Annotated in this window: 13 protein-coding genes and 1 pseudogene; 2 read left to right on the top strand and 12 right to left on the bottom strand. The window is 70.4% G+C overall.

Annotated features, from left to right (window positions below):
- Window positions 1-9: 9 nt before the first annotated feature.
- Window positions 10-624, top strand: a complete 615-nt coding sequence (locus MLY01S_RS10760) for a DUF3043 domain-containing protein (RefSeq protein ID WP_067191926.1) — start codon at window positions 10-12, stop codon at window positions 622-624.
- Window positions 625-788: 164 nt separating this feature from the next.
- Here the strand turns inward: MLY01S_RS10760 and MLY01S_RS10755 are convergent, their stop codons facing one another.
- Entirely contained in the window at window positions 789-1,916 is a 1,128-nt protein-coding gene (locus MLY01S_RS10755; RefSeq protein WP_067191924.1) for a quinone-dependent dihydroorotate dehydrogenase, read from the bottom strand.
- A 62-nt stretch (window positions 1,917-1,978) separates the two neighbouring features.
- Between MLY01S_RS10755 and MLY01S_RS10750 the strand changes: the two genes are divergently transcribed.
- Window positions 1,979-3,055 carry an alpha/beta hydrolase gene (locus MLY01S_RS10750; protein WP_082740123.1) on the top strand — a complete coding sequence of 359 codons (1,077 nt, stop codon included), beginning with the start codon at window positions 1,979-1,981 and terminating at the stop codon, window positions 3,053-3,055.
- Window positions 3,056-3,058: 3 nt separating this feature from the next.
- On the opposite strand, the gene MLY01S_RS10745 is transcribed toward MLY01S_RS10750, so the two are convergent.
- The 11 genes and pseudogenes from MLY01S_RS10745 to MLY01S_RS10695 all read right to left on the bottom strand — a co-directional run.
- Complete coding sequence (locus tag MLY01S_RS10745) at window positions 3,059-3,913, bottom strand: isoprenyl transferase (RefSeq protein ID WP_067191922.1); 855 nt, start codon at window positions 3,911-3,913, stop codon at window positions 3,059-3,061.
- A gap of 13 nt (window positions 3,914-3,926) precedes the next feature.
- Window positions 3,927-4,796: a DNA repair protein RecO gene (recO, locus tag MLY01S_RS10740; protein WP_082740122.1), complete on the bottom strand. Its 870-nt coding sequence runs from the start codon at window positions 4,794-4,796 to the stop codon at window positions 3,927-3,929.
- A 5-nt stretch (window positions 4,797-4,801) separates the two neighbouring features.
- Window positions 4,802-6,538, bottom strand: coding sequence for a 2-isopropylmalate synthase (leuA, locus tag MLY01S_RS10735; RefSeq protein WP_067191920.1), 1,737 nt, complete (start codon window positions 6,536-6,538; stop codon window positions 4,802-4,804).
- Between the two features lie 271 nt (window positions 6,539-6,809).
- On the bottom strand, window positions 6,810-7,610 hold the full coding sequence (locus tag MLY01S_RS13010) for a hypothetical protein (protein WP_067191918.1): 801 nt from the start codon (window positions 7,608-7,610) through the stop codon (window positions 6,810-6,812).
- Window positions 7,611-7,769: 159 nt separating this feature from the next.
- Window positions 7,770-8,765 (bottom strand): GTPase Era, encoded by a 996-nt coding sequence (era, locus tag MLY01S_RS10725; RefSeq protein WP_067191916.1) that lies wholly within the window; start codon window positions 8,763-8,765, stop codon window positions 7,770-7,772.
- Window positions 8,762-10,093 carry a hemolysin family protein gene (locus MLY01S_RS10720; protein ID WP_067191914.1) on the bottom strand — a complete coding sequence of 444 codons (1,332 nt, stop codon included), beginning with the start codon at window positions 10,091-10,093 and terminating at the stop codon, window positions 8,762-8,764. Before MLY01S_RS10720 ends, era begins: the two co-directional genes overlap by 4 nt.
- Window positions 10,094-10,103: 10 nt before the next feature.
- The gene (gene ybeY, locus MLY01S_RS10715) at window positions 10,104-10,577 is read right to left on the bottom strand and encodes an rRNA maturation RNase YbeY (RefSeq protein ID WP_067191912.1); all 474 of its coding nucleotides are present in this window, start codon (window positions 10,575-10,577) and stop codon (window positions 10,104-10,106) included.
- On the bottom strand, window positions 10,567-11,637 hold the full coding sequence (locus MLY01S_RS10710) for a PhoH family protein (RefSeq protein WP_067191928.1): 1,071 nt from the start codon (window positions 11,635-11,637) through the stop codon (window positions 10,567-10,569). The genes ybeY and MLY01S_RS10710 overlap by 11 nt, the downstream gene beginning before the upstream one ends.
- 61 nt (window positions 11,638-11,698) lie before the next feature.
- Window positions 11,699-12,451 (bottom strand): 16S rRNA (uracil(1498)-N(3))-methyltransferase, encoded by a 753-nt coding sequence (locus MLY01S_RS10705; RefSeq protein WP_067191911.1) that lies wholly within the window; start codon window positions 12,449-12,451, stop codon window positions 11,699-11,701.
- A 1-nt stretch (window position 12,452) separates the two neighbouring features.
- The gene (dnaJ, locus tag MLY01S_RS10700; protein ID WP_067191909.1) at window positions 12,453-13,577 is read right to left on the bottom strand and encodes a molecular chaperone DnaJ; all 1,125 of its coding nucleotides are present in this window, start codon (window positions 13,575-13,577) and stop codon (window positions 12,453-12,455) included.
- A 102-nt stretch (window positions 13,578-13,679) separates the two neighbouring features.
- Window positions 13,680-14,297 (bottom strand): annotated as a pseudogene (locus MLY01S_RS10695) (HrcA family transcriptional regulator); the annotation flags it as partial.

Genomic DNA, 14,297 nt, shown 5'->3' with positions numbered 1-14,297 from the left:
CTGGGGCCCGTGTTCAGCCGCAAGAAGACCTCCGAGAAGTCCAGCACTGCCCCGACGCACGGCACCGAGCCGGCCGGCGTCACGGACGAGTCACCCGCCCGTCGCGACCGTTCCAAGCCCAAGGGTGTGCCGACCCCGCGTCGCAAGGACCAGGAGGCGGCCCGCCGTCGACCGCTGGTGCCTCAGGACCGGAAGGCCGCGAAGAGGGCGGACCGGGAGGCGATGGCCGCCGAGCGCGCGAAGATGCGCCAGGCGCTGGAGACCGGCGACGAGCGGCACCTGCCCGTGAGGGACCGTGGCGCGCAGAAGCGCTACGTGCGCGACTACGTGGACGCCCGCTGGTCGATCGGCGAGTTCCTGCTGCCGGTGGTGTTCCTCTACATCCTGCTGATGTTCATCCCGGGGCGTGAGTTCCAGCTGGTGCTGATGTACTCGCTGTACGCCCTGGTGGCGCTGGTGATCGTGGACTCGATCATCCTCGGCTCCAAGGTCCGCAAGGCGCTGGAGGCGAAGTTCGGCACGGCCGAGCCGGGCACCAAGATGTACGCGATCATGCGTGCGCTGCAGTTCCGTCGTCTGCGGCTGCCGAAGCCGCAGGTCACGCGCGGCCACTACCCGGCCTGATCCCTCCCGGCCGACGCCGCAGACCCAGGGGCGGTCCCGAGAGAACGGGCCGCCCCTGGGTCTGTCTCTGCCGGCTTCCCGACGACGGCCGCTCCCCCTTCCGGGGCTGCTCTCCGTGGGTGCCGGACCAGCAGGACCGGCCCTCCGCTCCCGGGCGGTGAGGCTCAGCCGCGCAGGCGCCGTCCCAGGCCGGCGTTGATGCGGCCGGCCCAGAACGGCCCCTCGTAGAGGAAGGCCGTATAGCCCTGCACCAGGTCGGCGCCGAGCTCGAGGCGCTGGGCCACGTCGTCAGCGGTGGTGACCCCGCCGACGCTGACCAGGGCGACGTCCTTCGGCAGCTGGGTCCGGAGCAGGCGGAGCACCTGAAGGGACCGCTGCTTCAGCGGCGCGCCGGACAGCCCGCCGGCACCGAGTCTCTCGACCTCGGCGGCATCGGTTGTCAGACCCTCCCGGCCGATGGTCGTGTTGGTGGCGATGACGCCGTCCAGCGGCAGCTGACGGGCCATGTCCGCGACGGCCACGATGTCCTCGTCGGCGAGGTCCGGGGCGATCTTCACCAGCAGCGGCAGGTGGCGGTCGGTGACGGCGGCGTCGGCCTCCTGGCGGACGGCGCGCAGCAGCGGCTCGAGGGTGGCGATCTCCTGCAGCTGGCGCAGGCCTGGGGTGTTCGGGGAGGAGACGTTCACGGCGAGGTAGTCCGCGTGCGGGGAGAGCAGGCGGGCGGAGATGCGGTAGTCCGCGGCGGCGTCGGAGAGCCCGACCAGCTTGGTCTTGCCGATGTTCGCACCCAGGACCGGGCGGATCTGGCCGAAGCGCCGCTGAAGGGTGGCGCGGGAGGCGGCCAGGCGCGGGGCGACCGCGGCGGCGCCCTCGTTGTTGAAGCCCATGCGGTTGACCACCGCCCGGTCCTGCACCAGGCGGAACAGGCGGGGCTTGTCGTTGCCGGGCTGGGCCTGGGCGGTGACGGTGCCGACTTCGATGTGACCGAAGCCGAGGTCTGCCAGGGCCGTGGTGCACAGGCCGTGCTTGTCGAATCCTGCGGCGAGGCCGAACGGGGACGGGAAGCGCAGGCCCATCACGGTGCGGGCGAGCCACGGGTCCGGTCGGAAGGCGGAGCGGAGCACGGCTGAGGCGCCGGTGCGCTCGGCGGCGCGGATGCCGATCACGCCCTTCTCGTGGGCCTGCTCGGCGTCCATGCCGGAGAAGACGGCGTTGAAGAAGGGCGGGTACGCACGCGGCAGGCTCGAGGTCAGCAGGGTCTCGATCCCGGTCTTCACGGAAGGCATCTGCATGTGTGCATCATCCCACGACCTGCCCCGGGCCGCGGCGGCGTGCCGCACCTAGGCTGGATCCCATGACCCTTCCCGACGACGACCGCCGCCCCGACTCCTCCTCCACCCCGACTGCGGTGCCGGCCTCCGCCGATCCGCGCGAATCGGATGCCGGCGCGCCGGAGCTGCCGGCCCTGCTCACCACGGAGCCGGGCGGCGACTGGGAGCCGGACGTCATCGACGGCTTCGAGGCGAAGACCTTCGCGGTGTCCGAGGACGACCAGGGTACGAACCTCGTCACGATCGTCCGTCCTGTGGCTGATGAACGGGACCGCTCGCGAACCCCGGTGCTGCTCATCCACGGGTGGGCGGACTACTTCTACAACGAGCCGGCCGCGAAGGCCTTCGAGGACGCCGGCTACGCGTTCCACGCCATGGACCTTCACCGCTACGGACGCTCCCTGCGCGAGGGGCAGACCCCCGGGTGGACCGACTCCCTGCTGAACTATGACGCGGACATCGAGACCGCGCTCGGCGAGATCGGCCGGACCTACGAGAACAAGCCGATCATCGTGGCGCACTCGACCGGCGGGCTGGTCGCCTCGCTGTGGGCCGAGCGCAACCCCGGGCGCATCCGGGCGCTGGTGCTGAACAGCCCGTGGCTGGAGATGCAGGGCTCCACGTGGGTGCGGCATCTGGCCAAGACGATCGTGGACCCGGTGGCGAGTCGTCAGCCCTACGCCATGCTCAAGCTGCCGAAGATCGACTTCTACTGGCGCACGCTGTCCTCGGAGGCGGAGGGTGAGTGGGACCTGCACCCGCTGTGGCGGCCGAAGACCTCCTTCGAGGTGCCCGCCGCCTGGCTGGGAGCGGTGCTGGTGGGCCACGCGCAGGTGAAGGCCGGGCTGGACATCCAGGAGCCGGTGCTGACCCTGGTGTCCGAGCGCGGCTTCCGCGGCGCGAAGTTCTCCGAGGAGATGAAGACCGCGGACATCGTGCTGGAGCCTGAGACCATGGCAGAACGCGCCCTGCGCCTGGGCCGCCGAGTGACGATCAACCGCTACCCGGACGCCCTGCATGACGTCTTCGCCTCCCCCGAGGTCATCCGCAACCAGGCTTTTGCGGATGTCCTGCAGTGGTTGCGGGCCTACGGGGGCTGACGGTCACGTCCCGGACTTGTCCACGGCGCCGCCGTAGCGGCGGTCACGGCGGGCATAGAGCTCGACGGCCTCGTAGAGGGTGCGGCGATCCACGTCCGGCCAGAGGATGTCCATGAACAGCAGCTCGGCGTAGGCAGACTCCCAGAGCAGGTAGTTGGAGAGGCGCTGCTCGCCGGAGGTGCGCAGGAACAGGTCCACGTCCGGGGTCGGCCGGCTCCCCCGCACCCCTGCGCGGATGTCCTTGTCCAGGTAGCGGGTGAGTGTCTCCTCGCGGATGCCCTCGGGTGTGAGGTCGCCGGCAGCCACCTGCTCGGCGATCGCCCTGACCGCGTCGGTGATGGCGGCGCGGCCGCCGTAGTTCACGCACATGTGCAGGGTGGTGCCGGTGTTGTGCCTCGTCAGCTCCTCGGCGGTCCGCAGCTCCTTGATCACGGACTTCCACAGCCGCGGGGTGCGGCCGTTCCAGCGGATGCGCACGTTCCAAGAGTGCAGGGTGTCCCGCTGACGGCGGAGCACGTCCCGGGAGAAGCCCATGAGGAAGCGGACCTCCTCCGGGGAGCGCTTCCAGTTCTCCGTGGAGAAGGCGTAGGCGGAGACGTGGCCGATGCCCAGCTCCACGGCGCCGGCCACCACATCCAGCAGGGCGGCCTCACCCGCCCGGTGGCCTTCGGTCCTCGGAAGGCCGCGCTCGTTGGCCCAGCGGCCGTTGCCGTCCATCACGATCGCCACGTGCTGCGGCACGAACCTCCGGTCCAGTGCCGGCGGCCGCGCTCCGGAGGGGTGCGCCGGAGGAGTCACGATGGCCCGCTCCCGTCCGGCGGGGCTGGAGACGGTGGGGTCGGGGCGGACGGGGCTCATCGGTGCTGGTCCTTCATCGAGGCGGTGCAGGTGGTGCGGCCTGAGCCATCTGCTCGAGCACGGTGAGGGACACCAGCCGGCGCTCGACGTGGAACTGCAGGTACGCGCCCACGATACCGGCGGCCTCCCGCACGGCGAGGTCCGACGCGGCGTCCGCGACGCCCCAGTCCCCCACCTGGAGCGCCGCCAGCAGCCCGACGGTCTCGGGGGCCGGCCGGGACGAGCCGGACGGCCGGCAGTCCTCGCAGACCATGCCGCCCAGGGCGATGGCCAGCGAGCGGTGCGGGCCCGGCGCCCCGCAGCGGGCGCAGTCGGTGAAGGACGGTGCCCAGCCCGCTGCGCTCAGCGTGCGCAGCAGGAAGCTGGACAGGATCAGGGAAGGCGTGTGCCGTCGTCGGGACAGGGCAGCCAGGGCGCCGTGGAACAGACGGAACTGGGCCTGTGCGCCGTCGGCGTCCACCGCCGTGACGCGCTCCACCGTCTCGGCCATGGCCGCGGCGAGGGAGAACAGCTCATAGTCCGCGGCCAACCAGGTGGCGTAGGGCGTGATCAGCTGGGCCTGGGAGACGGTGTGGAGGTCCTTGCGGCCACGGGCGATCTGCAGGGTGGAGTGCATGAACGGCTCCACCACGGATCCGAAGCGGGAGGTGGAGCGCCGCACCCCCTTCGCGACGGCACGGACGATGCCGTGGTCCGGGGTGAGGATCTCCAGGATCCGGTCTGCCTCGCCGAGCCTGTGCGTGCGCAGCACGATGCCCTCGGTACGGAAGGAATTGGCGGTGTAGCCGCCTCCGGGTCCGCGGGAGCTGCGTGCACTGCCGCGCCGGGACACGGCTCCGCCGCCGCCCTCACCCGGCGCGGCGGCGGAGGAGCCTGCCCTCATGGGGCTCAGGCCCGGTCGCGCAGGGCGCGGTTGACGGCGGAGACCACGGCCTTCAGGGAGGCCTGGGTGGTGTTGTGGTCCAGCCCGACTCCCCAGAGGACGCGGTCGCCGATGGCGGCCTCCACATAGGCGGCGGCCATGGCGGAGCCGCCTTCGGACAGGGCGTGCTCGGAGTAGTCCAGGACCCGGACGTCCACCCCGTCCTCCGCCAGCATGCTGAGGAAGGCGGCGATCGGGCCGTTGCCGGTGGCGGTGCGGGTGGACCACTGTCCCTCCCGCTCCACCTCCACGGTCATGGAGAACACGCCCTCGGCCGGGGACTCGGTCTGGACCGTGCCGAGGTGATAGAGGCCCCAGCGGCCCGCCTCGTCCTCGGCGGGCAGGTACTCGTCCTGGAAGACGTCCCAGAGGTCGTCGCCGGAGACCTCTCCGCCCTGGGAGTCCGCGAGGGACTGGATGACGTGGGAGAACTCGATCTGCGCTCGGCGCGGAAGGTCCAGGTTATGCTCCGTCTTGAGCAGATAGGCCACACCGCCCTTGCCGGACTGCGAGTTGACCCGGATGACGGCCTCATAGGAACGGCCGATGTCCTTCGGATCGATGGGCAGGTACGGGACCTGCCAGAGCATCTCGTCCAGGTCCTTCCCGGCGGCCGCGGCATCCTGCTCCATGGCCTCGAACCCCTTCTTGATGGCGTCCTGATGGGAGCCGGAGAAGGCGGTGAACACGAGGTCGCCGCCCCAGGGGGTGCGCTCGGGCACGGGCAGCTGGTTGCAGTACTCCACCGTCCGCTTGATGTGGTCCATGTCCGAGAAGTCGATCTGCGGGTCGATGCCCTGGCTGAACAGGTTCATGCCGAGGGCCACGAGGTCCACGTTGCCGGTCCGCTCGCCGTTGCCGAACAGGCACCCCTCGATCCGGTCGGCGCCGGCCATGTAGCCGAGTTCGGCGGCGGCGATGCCGGTGCCGCGGTCGTTGTGCGGGTGCAGGGAGAGGATGACGTTCTCACGGCACTCGAGGTTGCGGTGCATCCACTCGATGGAGTCGGCGTACACGTTGGGGGTGGCCATCTCCACGGTGGCCGGCAGGTTGAGGATCATCTTGCGGTCCGTGGAGGCCTCCAGCACCGTGGCGACCTCGTCGGAGATCCGCCGGGCGAACTCGAGCTCGGTGCCGGTGTAGGACTCGGGCGAGTACTCGTAGGTGATCTGGGTGCCGGTGAGCTGCTCCTCGAACTTCTTCACCAGGCGGGCGCCCTGGGTGGCGATGTCCACGATGCCGTCCTCGTCCTGGCGGAACACCACGCGGCGCTGCAGCACCGAGGTGGCGTTGTACAGGTGGACGATGGCCTGCTTGGCGCCCTCGAGGGACTGGAAGGTGCGCTCGATCAGGTGCTCGCGGGCCTGGGTGAGGACCTGGATGGTGACGTCGTCCGGGATGTGGTCGCCCTCGATCAGCTGGCGGACGAAGTCGAAGTCGGTCTGCGAGGCGGACGGGAAGCCGACCTCGATCTCCTTGTATCCCATGGACACGAGGAGCTGGAACATGCGCAGCTTTCGCTCGGGTCCCATCGGATCGATGAGGGCCTGGTTGCCGTCGCGGAGGTCCACGGCGCACCAGCGGGGTGCCGAGGTGATGACCTTGTCCGGCCAGGTGCGGTCCGGAAGGTCGATGGTGAACTGATCCAGGTACGGGGCGTACTTGCCGAACTTCATGCCGGACGGCTTCTGAACGTTGCGCATAAGCGCTCACCTCTCGACTCGATGTCTGGTGGCGTGTGGGCCGCCGCCGGCGGGTGTGCCGGTAACGGGGCGGGTGGACGGCGCGGATGGGCCGCCTCGCCCTCCTGATCCCATTCCATACCTATCCGCGGCGTCCGTCGCGCCTGTGACACGCGGGGGTCTCACTGGGTGGACGGACACGTCCGGAAAGTGGGTAAAGACGACGACGGCCCCTCCCTTGGCGAGAGAGCTTCGCCTAGGGAGGGGCGCCGAGACTGTCGGAGATTCGACCTCAGTCCCTCTGCAAAAGGATCCAGCCGCCAGTCGACGGGCTGTTGGATACGACTTCGCCTGCGAATCCGTTTGCCGTGGTGAAAGTGCCGAAGGGGCCGTTGAGCTGTTCGGCTGTGCCACCTGCGTAGTAGTTGGAGAAGAAGTACTCCGAATCATCCACGAAGCAGTAGCCGGTGTTGACGTTCCAACTGCCGCTCAGGGCGGTGTCGGACCAGCTGATGGGGCGGGTGCCGGCGTCAGTCTGGTCCTCCACCGTCTCCTGCGTCAGCGAACCGCACCAAGTGAAAGTGAAAACGTCGTAGGTCTGCGTGACGCCCCGGGGATCAGTGGCGGTGGACTGGCGGCACGAAGGGCCCGACCAGTTTGCGTCGGTGCCGTTGCTGAAGGTGAATCCGTTGACACCGCGGCTCATGTCCACCATGCCGGCGGGGTAGGCGATGACGAACTCCACGGGTGAGTCCAGGGTAGCCAGGGTGCGCTCCGACTGACCGGAGCCGTCACTGAGGGGCATCTCGACGATCGAGAAACCGAGCGGCGACGTACCGACAGGCGTCTGGTTGTCAAAGCGGAGGTCGGCGAGGGGGAACCCATGGCCGCCATAGGTGCCGTTGTAGCAAGACTGCTCGCCCCACGACTCTACCCGGGAGGACACTGAACCGCGGAAGCGGTAACAATGGGTAGGATCCTGACTCGCGGCGAAGGCGGGCGCGGCGGCGGCGGTAGCCACGGCCGGAACGGCCCAGGCCATGCCCGCGGTGACGGTTCGGCGATCGATCGAGCGCGACTGCTCGTTGGTCAAGGGGAACCCCTCCTCGGAGGCTGGAGTGACTGGTGGTCGATTTCTGGAGTGAACTGCGGATCAAGCTGTATGACGCCTGTTCTATCCAGTGAGAGGCTAACAGCTCCCTGGGCCAGGCGCGACTGCGCCGCCCAAGCGTGTCGTCTTTCACATATGCCTCTACATGCCGAGTCGATGCAGGTGTTTCGGGTCGCGCTGCCAGTCGCGCGCGACCTTGACCCTGAGATCCAGGTAGACGTCGGTTCCGAGCATCCTTTCGATGCCGGCGCGGGCGTCTTGGCCGATCTTGCGCAGGCGAGCGCCCTTCCTGCCGATGATGATGCCCTTCTGACTGTCCCGCTCGACGTAGAGCGAGGCCCAGACATCCACCAGCGGCCGGTCCTTCGGCCGGTCCTCGCGGGGGGCCATCTCCTCGACCACCACGGCCACGGAGTGCGGCAGCTCGTCCCGGACGTCCTCCAGGGCAGCCTCGCGGATCAGCTCAGCCACCATCACGGCCTCGGGCTCGTCGGTGAGCTCGCCGTCCGGGTAGAGCGGCGGACCCTCCGGCAGCAGGTCGCCGAGGACCGTCTCCACGTCCGCCACCTGCCGGCCCTGCACGGCGGAGACGGGGACGACGGCGCGGAAGCCCTCGCCCTGGTTCTCCGGGCCGATCACCTCGTCGCCCAGGGCCGTCACGGCCAGCAGCTGCTCAGCGAGCTGCTGCGGGGAGACCTTGTCCGTCTTCGTCACGATCGCCACCACAGGCGTGCGCCTGAGGTAGCTCAGCTGCTGGGCGATGAAGCGGTCGCCCGGGCCGATCGCCTCGTCGGCCGGGATGCACATGCCCACGGCGTCCACCTCGTTGAGGGTCTCCGCCACGAGGTCGTTGAGCCGCTCCCCCAGCAGGGTGCGCGGACGATGCAGGCCGGGAGTGTCCACCAGCACCAGCTGGAACTCGTCCCGGTGCACGATGCCACGGATGGTGTGTCGCGTCGTCTGCGGCTTCGAGGAGGTGATCGCCACCTTCTCCCCCACCAGCGCGTTGGTGAGTGTGGACTTGCCGGCGTTCGGCCGGCCCACCAGGCAGACGAAGCCGGAGCGGAACTCCGGGTCCACCCCGCTGACATCCAGCAGCGGAGCCTCACGGTCCTGCCTGCGGTCCCTGCGGCTCATGCGTGCTCCTTCGTCGCGGTCTGGCCGGGTTCGGTGTCCTGCTCGTCCTCACGCTGGCGGAAGCGCAGCGGGCGGTCCTCGGTCTCGGTCACGCGCAGCCGGGAGACGCGGTTGCGGCGCGGCTCCAGGGCCTCGGCGTGCAGGACGATGCCCTGGACGGTCACCTCGGAGCCCTGGATCGGGACGCGGCCCAGGTGCTTGGCCAGCAGGCCGCCGAGGGTGTCCACGTCCTCCTCGTCGTCCAGGTCCACGTCGAACTCCTCCGCGAAGTCCGAGACGTTCATGCGAGCGTCCACGAGGTAGACGCCGTCCTCGACCTTCTCCACCTCGGGCTGGTCCTGGCGGTCGTCCTCGTCGTAGATCTCGCCGACGATCTCCTCGATCAGATCCTCCAGCGTCACCAGGCCAGCGGTGCCGCCGTACTCGTCCACCACGATCGCCACGTGGGTGGACTCGCGCTGCAGCTCCTGCAGCAGGGACGCCACGGACTTGGACTCCGGCACGAAGCGCACGTCCCGCATCCGCTCGGACACGCAGGTCTCCGGGTCCACACCGTCCTTGTGCAGGGCGCGGGTGACGTCCTTCAGGTAGAGCATGCCGCGCACGTCGTCCGCGTCCTCCCCGACCGCAGGCACGCGGGAGAAGCCCGAGCGCAGGAACAGCTGCATGGCCTGGCGGAGGTTGTGCTCCACGTCGATGGTCACCACGTCCGTGCGCGGCACCATCACGGCGCGCACGAGGGTGTCCCCCATGGTGAAGACGGACTGGATCAGCTCGGCCTCGGAGTCTGCCAGGACGTCCGCGTCGTGGGCCCGGGCCACCACCTCGCGCAGGTGGCGCTCCTGGAAGTCGTCCTCGTCGTCCACCTCGAGCTCAGGACGGCGGCGGTCCCGTCCCAGCTGGCGGGACAGCGGGCCGAGGGCCCTGGTGAGGCCGCGGACCATGCCGCCGGTGCGCTTGGCCACGGCGGCCTCGTTGCGGGAGCCGATCGGCCGTGGAGACCACACGCCCAGCAGGCCGGCGACCACCACCACCAGCAGCGCCGCGGACAGCAGCGCCGCCCACCAGATGCCGGTGAACTCCACCATCGCGATGGTGATGCAGACGGCGGCCAACGACTCGGTGAGCAGGCGCCAGAAGCGCAGCGAGCCCATGTGTGCCGGCAGCTCGGCCAACACCTCCAGGGCCGTGGACTTCCCACTGGCGCGGGCGATCTCCTCAGCGTCCTTGCGGGAGAGGTAGGTGAACGCCGACTCCGCCAGGGCCAGCACCCAGGTGAGGATGATGAACAGGACGAAGGCGACGACCAGGATGACGGGAGTGATCACGGCGGTTCGCTCAGTCCTCAGTGGTCGGGGCGGGGGCGGGGCGGCCGAGGACCTCGGCGACGAGGCGGTCCTGCAGCGCGAACATCTCGGCGCGCTCGTCCTGCTCCATGTGGTCGTAGCCCAGCAGGTGGAGCATGCCGTGCGTGAGCAGCAGCATCAGCTCGTCGTCGCGGCTGTGGCCGCCGCGGGCCGCCTGTTCGGCGGCCACCTCCGGGCACAGCACCACGTCTCCGAGCACGCCCTCGGACGGGGCGTCCTCGGTGCCGGGGGCGAGCTCGTCCATGGGCAGGCTCATCACATCGGTGGGGCCCTCCAGGTCCATCCACTCCACGTGCAGTTCGGCCATGCGGGCGGCGTCCACCACGGTCACCGCGGTCTCGGCCTGCGGGTGGACGTGCATGCGCGCGTAGACGTGCTTCGCCATGGCGAGCAGGTCCTGTTCCGGCACGTCGATGCCGGATTCGTTCACGATCTCAACGGCCACGGCGGCTCCTTCCGGGCTGGGCGCCGCGGCCAGTCTCCGGGCGCAGGGTGTCGTAGGCGTCCACGATCGCGGTCACCAGCCGATGGCGCACCACGTCCGACGAGTCGAAGCGGACCATCTCGATCCCGTCCACTCCTTCCAGCACCTCCACGGCCTGGGCCAGGCCGGAGGCGGTCCCGCGCGGCAGGTCCACCTGGGAGGTGTCTCCGGTGATGACCATGTGCGCGCCGAAGCCGAGGCGGGTGAGGAACATCTTCATCTGCTCGCCGGTGGTGTTCTGTGCCTCGTCGAGGATCACGAACGCGTCGTTCAGGGTGCGGCCGCGCATGTAGGCCAGCGGAGCCACCTCGATGGTCCCGGCCTCCATCAGCCGCGGGATGGACTCGGGCTCCACCATGTCATGCAGCGCGTCGTAGAGCGGGCGCAGGTAGGGGTCGATCTTCTCGGACAGCCCGCCGGGCAGGTAGCCCAGGTGCTCGCCGGCCTCCACCGCGGGGCGGGTGAGGATGATCCGGTTGACCTCCTTGGCCTGCAGCGCCTGCACGGCCTTGGCCATGGCCAGGTAGGTCTTGCCGGTGCCGGCCGGGCCGATGCCGAACACGATGGTGCTGCCGTCGATGGCGTCCACGTACTCCTGCTGGTTCACGGTCTTCGGCCGGATCGTGCGGCCGCGGCCGGACAGGATGGAGGCGCGGGAGACGGCGGTGGCCGGGGCGCGGCCGCCGCGCACGAGGGTCACCACCTGCTCCATGGTGTCCGCGGTGACGGGGATGTCCTTGTGGGCGATGCCGCGCAGGTCCTCCACGATCCGGCGCACCCCGGCGACCTCGGCGGGCGGGCCGTCCAGCCCGAGCTCCTGGTCCCGGACGGAGACCTCGACCTGCGGGTACACGCCGGCCAGGATCCGCAGCAGGGCGTCCTGGGGTCCGAGCGTGCGGACCATCAGGTCCGAGGACGCGAAGTGGACGCTGTGGTGGCCGGTGGGGACGGTGGGACGGGTCTCGGCGTGAGAGGACGTCACGATGGGGTTCATCACCTCGGGGTTCGCAGGTGCTGTCAGGGGCATGCAGGACGCCTGTGCCGCAGGCGGCAACGTGGCGCGTCCGCTCATTCTACGTGCGTCACCAGCGTCCGAGCAGGTGCTGGAGGACGGCGATGGCGGCCGGTCCCGCCGTGGAGGACCGCAGCACGTTGGTCCCGAGAAGCCGCAGCTGCACGCCGGCGTCCGTGAGCGCATCGAGCTCGCCGGCGGAGATCCCGCCCTCCGGGCCCACCACCAGCACGATCCGCTCCGCCTCGGACCAGTCCGCCGCGTCCGCGGCGGTCAGCCCCTGCGTCGCGTCCTCATGCAGGACCACGACGACGGTCCCCTCCGTGACGAGGTCCCTCACCGAGGCGCCGGTGACGGTGGGCTCCAAGACAGGAATGCGGGCCCGGCGGGCCTGCTTGGCGGCGGCGTGGAGGGCATCGGCCCACTTCTGCCGGGCCTTGGCCTCCCTGGGGCCGCGCCAGCGCACGATCGCCCGCTCGGACTCCCACGGGACCACGGCGTCCACGCCGAGCTCCGTGGCCGTCTGCACCGCAAGGGTGTCCCGGTCCCCCTTGGCCAGAGCCTGCACGAGCACCAGTTCCGGGCGCTGTGCCGGGACGTCCTCGACCTGGTCCACGGTGACGGTGACCGAGTCCTTCTCCGCCGCGGCCACGGTCCCGTGGGCGCGCCGGCCCACGGTGTCGGCCACGAGGATCGGATCCCCCGGTCCCAGGCGCATGGCGCCGGCGGCATGGCGCGCCTCGGCCCCGGTGAGAGTCACGGACGAGCCGGGGCGGCCGTCGTCGAGGTCCCCGGGCGCCACGTAGAACAGGTGCGCAGTCACGTCAGAGGTTCTTCAGGTTCTCGCGGATCCGGGCGAACATCGACTTCTGGTGCTTGGCGCCGTGGACGACCTCCTCGCCGCGCAGCTCGGCCAGGCGCTCCATGAGCTCGCGCTGCTCCGAGGTGAGGTCGGTGGGCGTGGCGACGAGGACGTTCACGCGCAGGTCTCCGCGGCCGACGCCGCGCAGTCGCCCCACACCCAGGCCCTTGAGGACCTCCACGTGGCCGGGCTGGGTGCCCTCGGCCAGGGTCACGGTCTGGGGGCCGTCCAGGGTGTCCAGGGTGACGGTGGTGCCGAGGGCCGCGGCGGCCATCGGAACGGTGACGGTGGTGGACAGGTTGTCACCCTCACGGGCGAAGGTGGCGTCCGGGGCCACGACGATCTCCACGTAGAGGTCACCGTGGGGACCGCCGCCGGGGCCGGCTTCGCCGCGGCCTGCCAGGTGGATCCGCGTGCCGGTGTCCACGCCGGCCGGGACCTTGATGGTCAGCGGCTTCCGGGCGCGCACACGGCCCTGGCCGTGGCACTCGTGGCACGGGCTCGGCAGGGTGGTGCCCATCCCCTGGCAGCCGGGGCAGGCCTCGGTGGTCATGATCGTGCCCAGCACGGACCGCACCGGGCGCTGGATCATGCCCTGGCCGTGGCAGGTGGAGCAGGTCTCCGGCGAGGTGCCGGGCTCGCAGCAGGAGCCGTTGCAGGCCTCGCACGTCACGGCCGTGTCCACCTGCAGGGTGGTCTCGGCGCCGAACACGGCGTCCTTGAGGGAGATCTGCGCGCGGATCTGCGCGTCCTGGCCGCGGCGGGTGCGGGAGGCCGGGCCGCGCTGGCCGCCGGCGGCGCCCATGAACGTCTCGAAGATGTCCGCGAAGCCGAAGCCCCCGGAGCCCTGGCCGAAGCCACCGAACCCGGCATTGCCGTTCTCGTTGCCCGTGGAGTCGTAGTTGCGGCGCTTGTCCGGATCGCTGAGGACCTGGAAGGCGTGGGAGATCTGCTTGAACCGGTCCGCAGCCTCCTCGCCCGGGTTCACATCCGGATGGTACTTGCGGGCCAGCTTCCGGTACGCGCGGCGGATCTCCTCCTGGGAGGCGTCGCGGGACAGGCCGAGCGTCTCGTAGTGGTCGGACACGGTGGGGACTCTTCCTTCCAGAAGACTTCAGATGGGGTTTCGAGGATGCGGTGAGGGGCCGTCGTCGGGACGCGGCGAGGCCCCCCGATGAGGCGGCGACCCTCAGGTGCTGAGGATCCGGGAGAGGTAGCGGGCGATCGCACGGACCGCGGCCATGGTGCCCGGATAGTCCATGCGGGTGGGGCCCACGACCCCGAGCTTGGCGACCGCGCCGGGCCCATAGGAGGCGGCCACCACGGAGGTGTCGGCCAGCGAGCCGGCGTTCTCCGAGCCGATGCGGACCGAGAGGCCGGACACGTCCTGTTCCATCTCCGTGAGCAGCCGCAGGAGCACCACCTGCTCCTCCAGCGCCTCGAGGATGGGGCCGATGGACTGCGGGAAGTCGCCGTGGGTCCGCGCGAGGTTGGCGGTGCCCGCCATGACGATGCGGTCCTGGCGGCCCGCCTCCAGCAGCTGGCGGACGGCGGCGGTGAGCGTGTCCGCCAGCGGACGGTCCTCCGGCGGGACGGACAGCACGGCCGTGTCCAGGACGGCGGAGGCCTGAGCAGGCGTGAGCCCGTCCAGCGACTGCAGCAGGACCTGCTTGAGCGCGGCGAGGGTGGCGTCCTCGGCCTCGTGCTCCGTGGCGACCACACGCTGGTCCACCCGCCCCGTGGAGAGGATCAGGACCACCAGCACGCGGGCCGGCGCCAGGGAGACCAGCTCCAGGTGCCGCACGGC

This window comes from Micrococcus lylae NBRC 15355, assembly GCF_001570885.1.
Classification (GTDB): domain Bacteria; phylum Actinomycetota; class Actinomycetes; order Actinomycetales; family Micrococcaceae; genus Micrococcus; species Micrococcus lylae.
The sequence above is the reverse complement of the archived record's forward strand: the minus strand, read 5'-3'. Positions and strand labels throughout refer to the sequence as shown.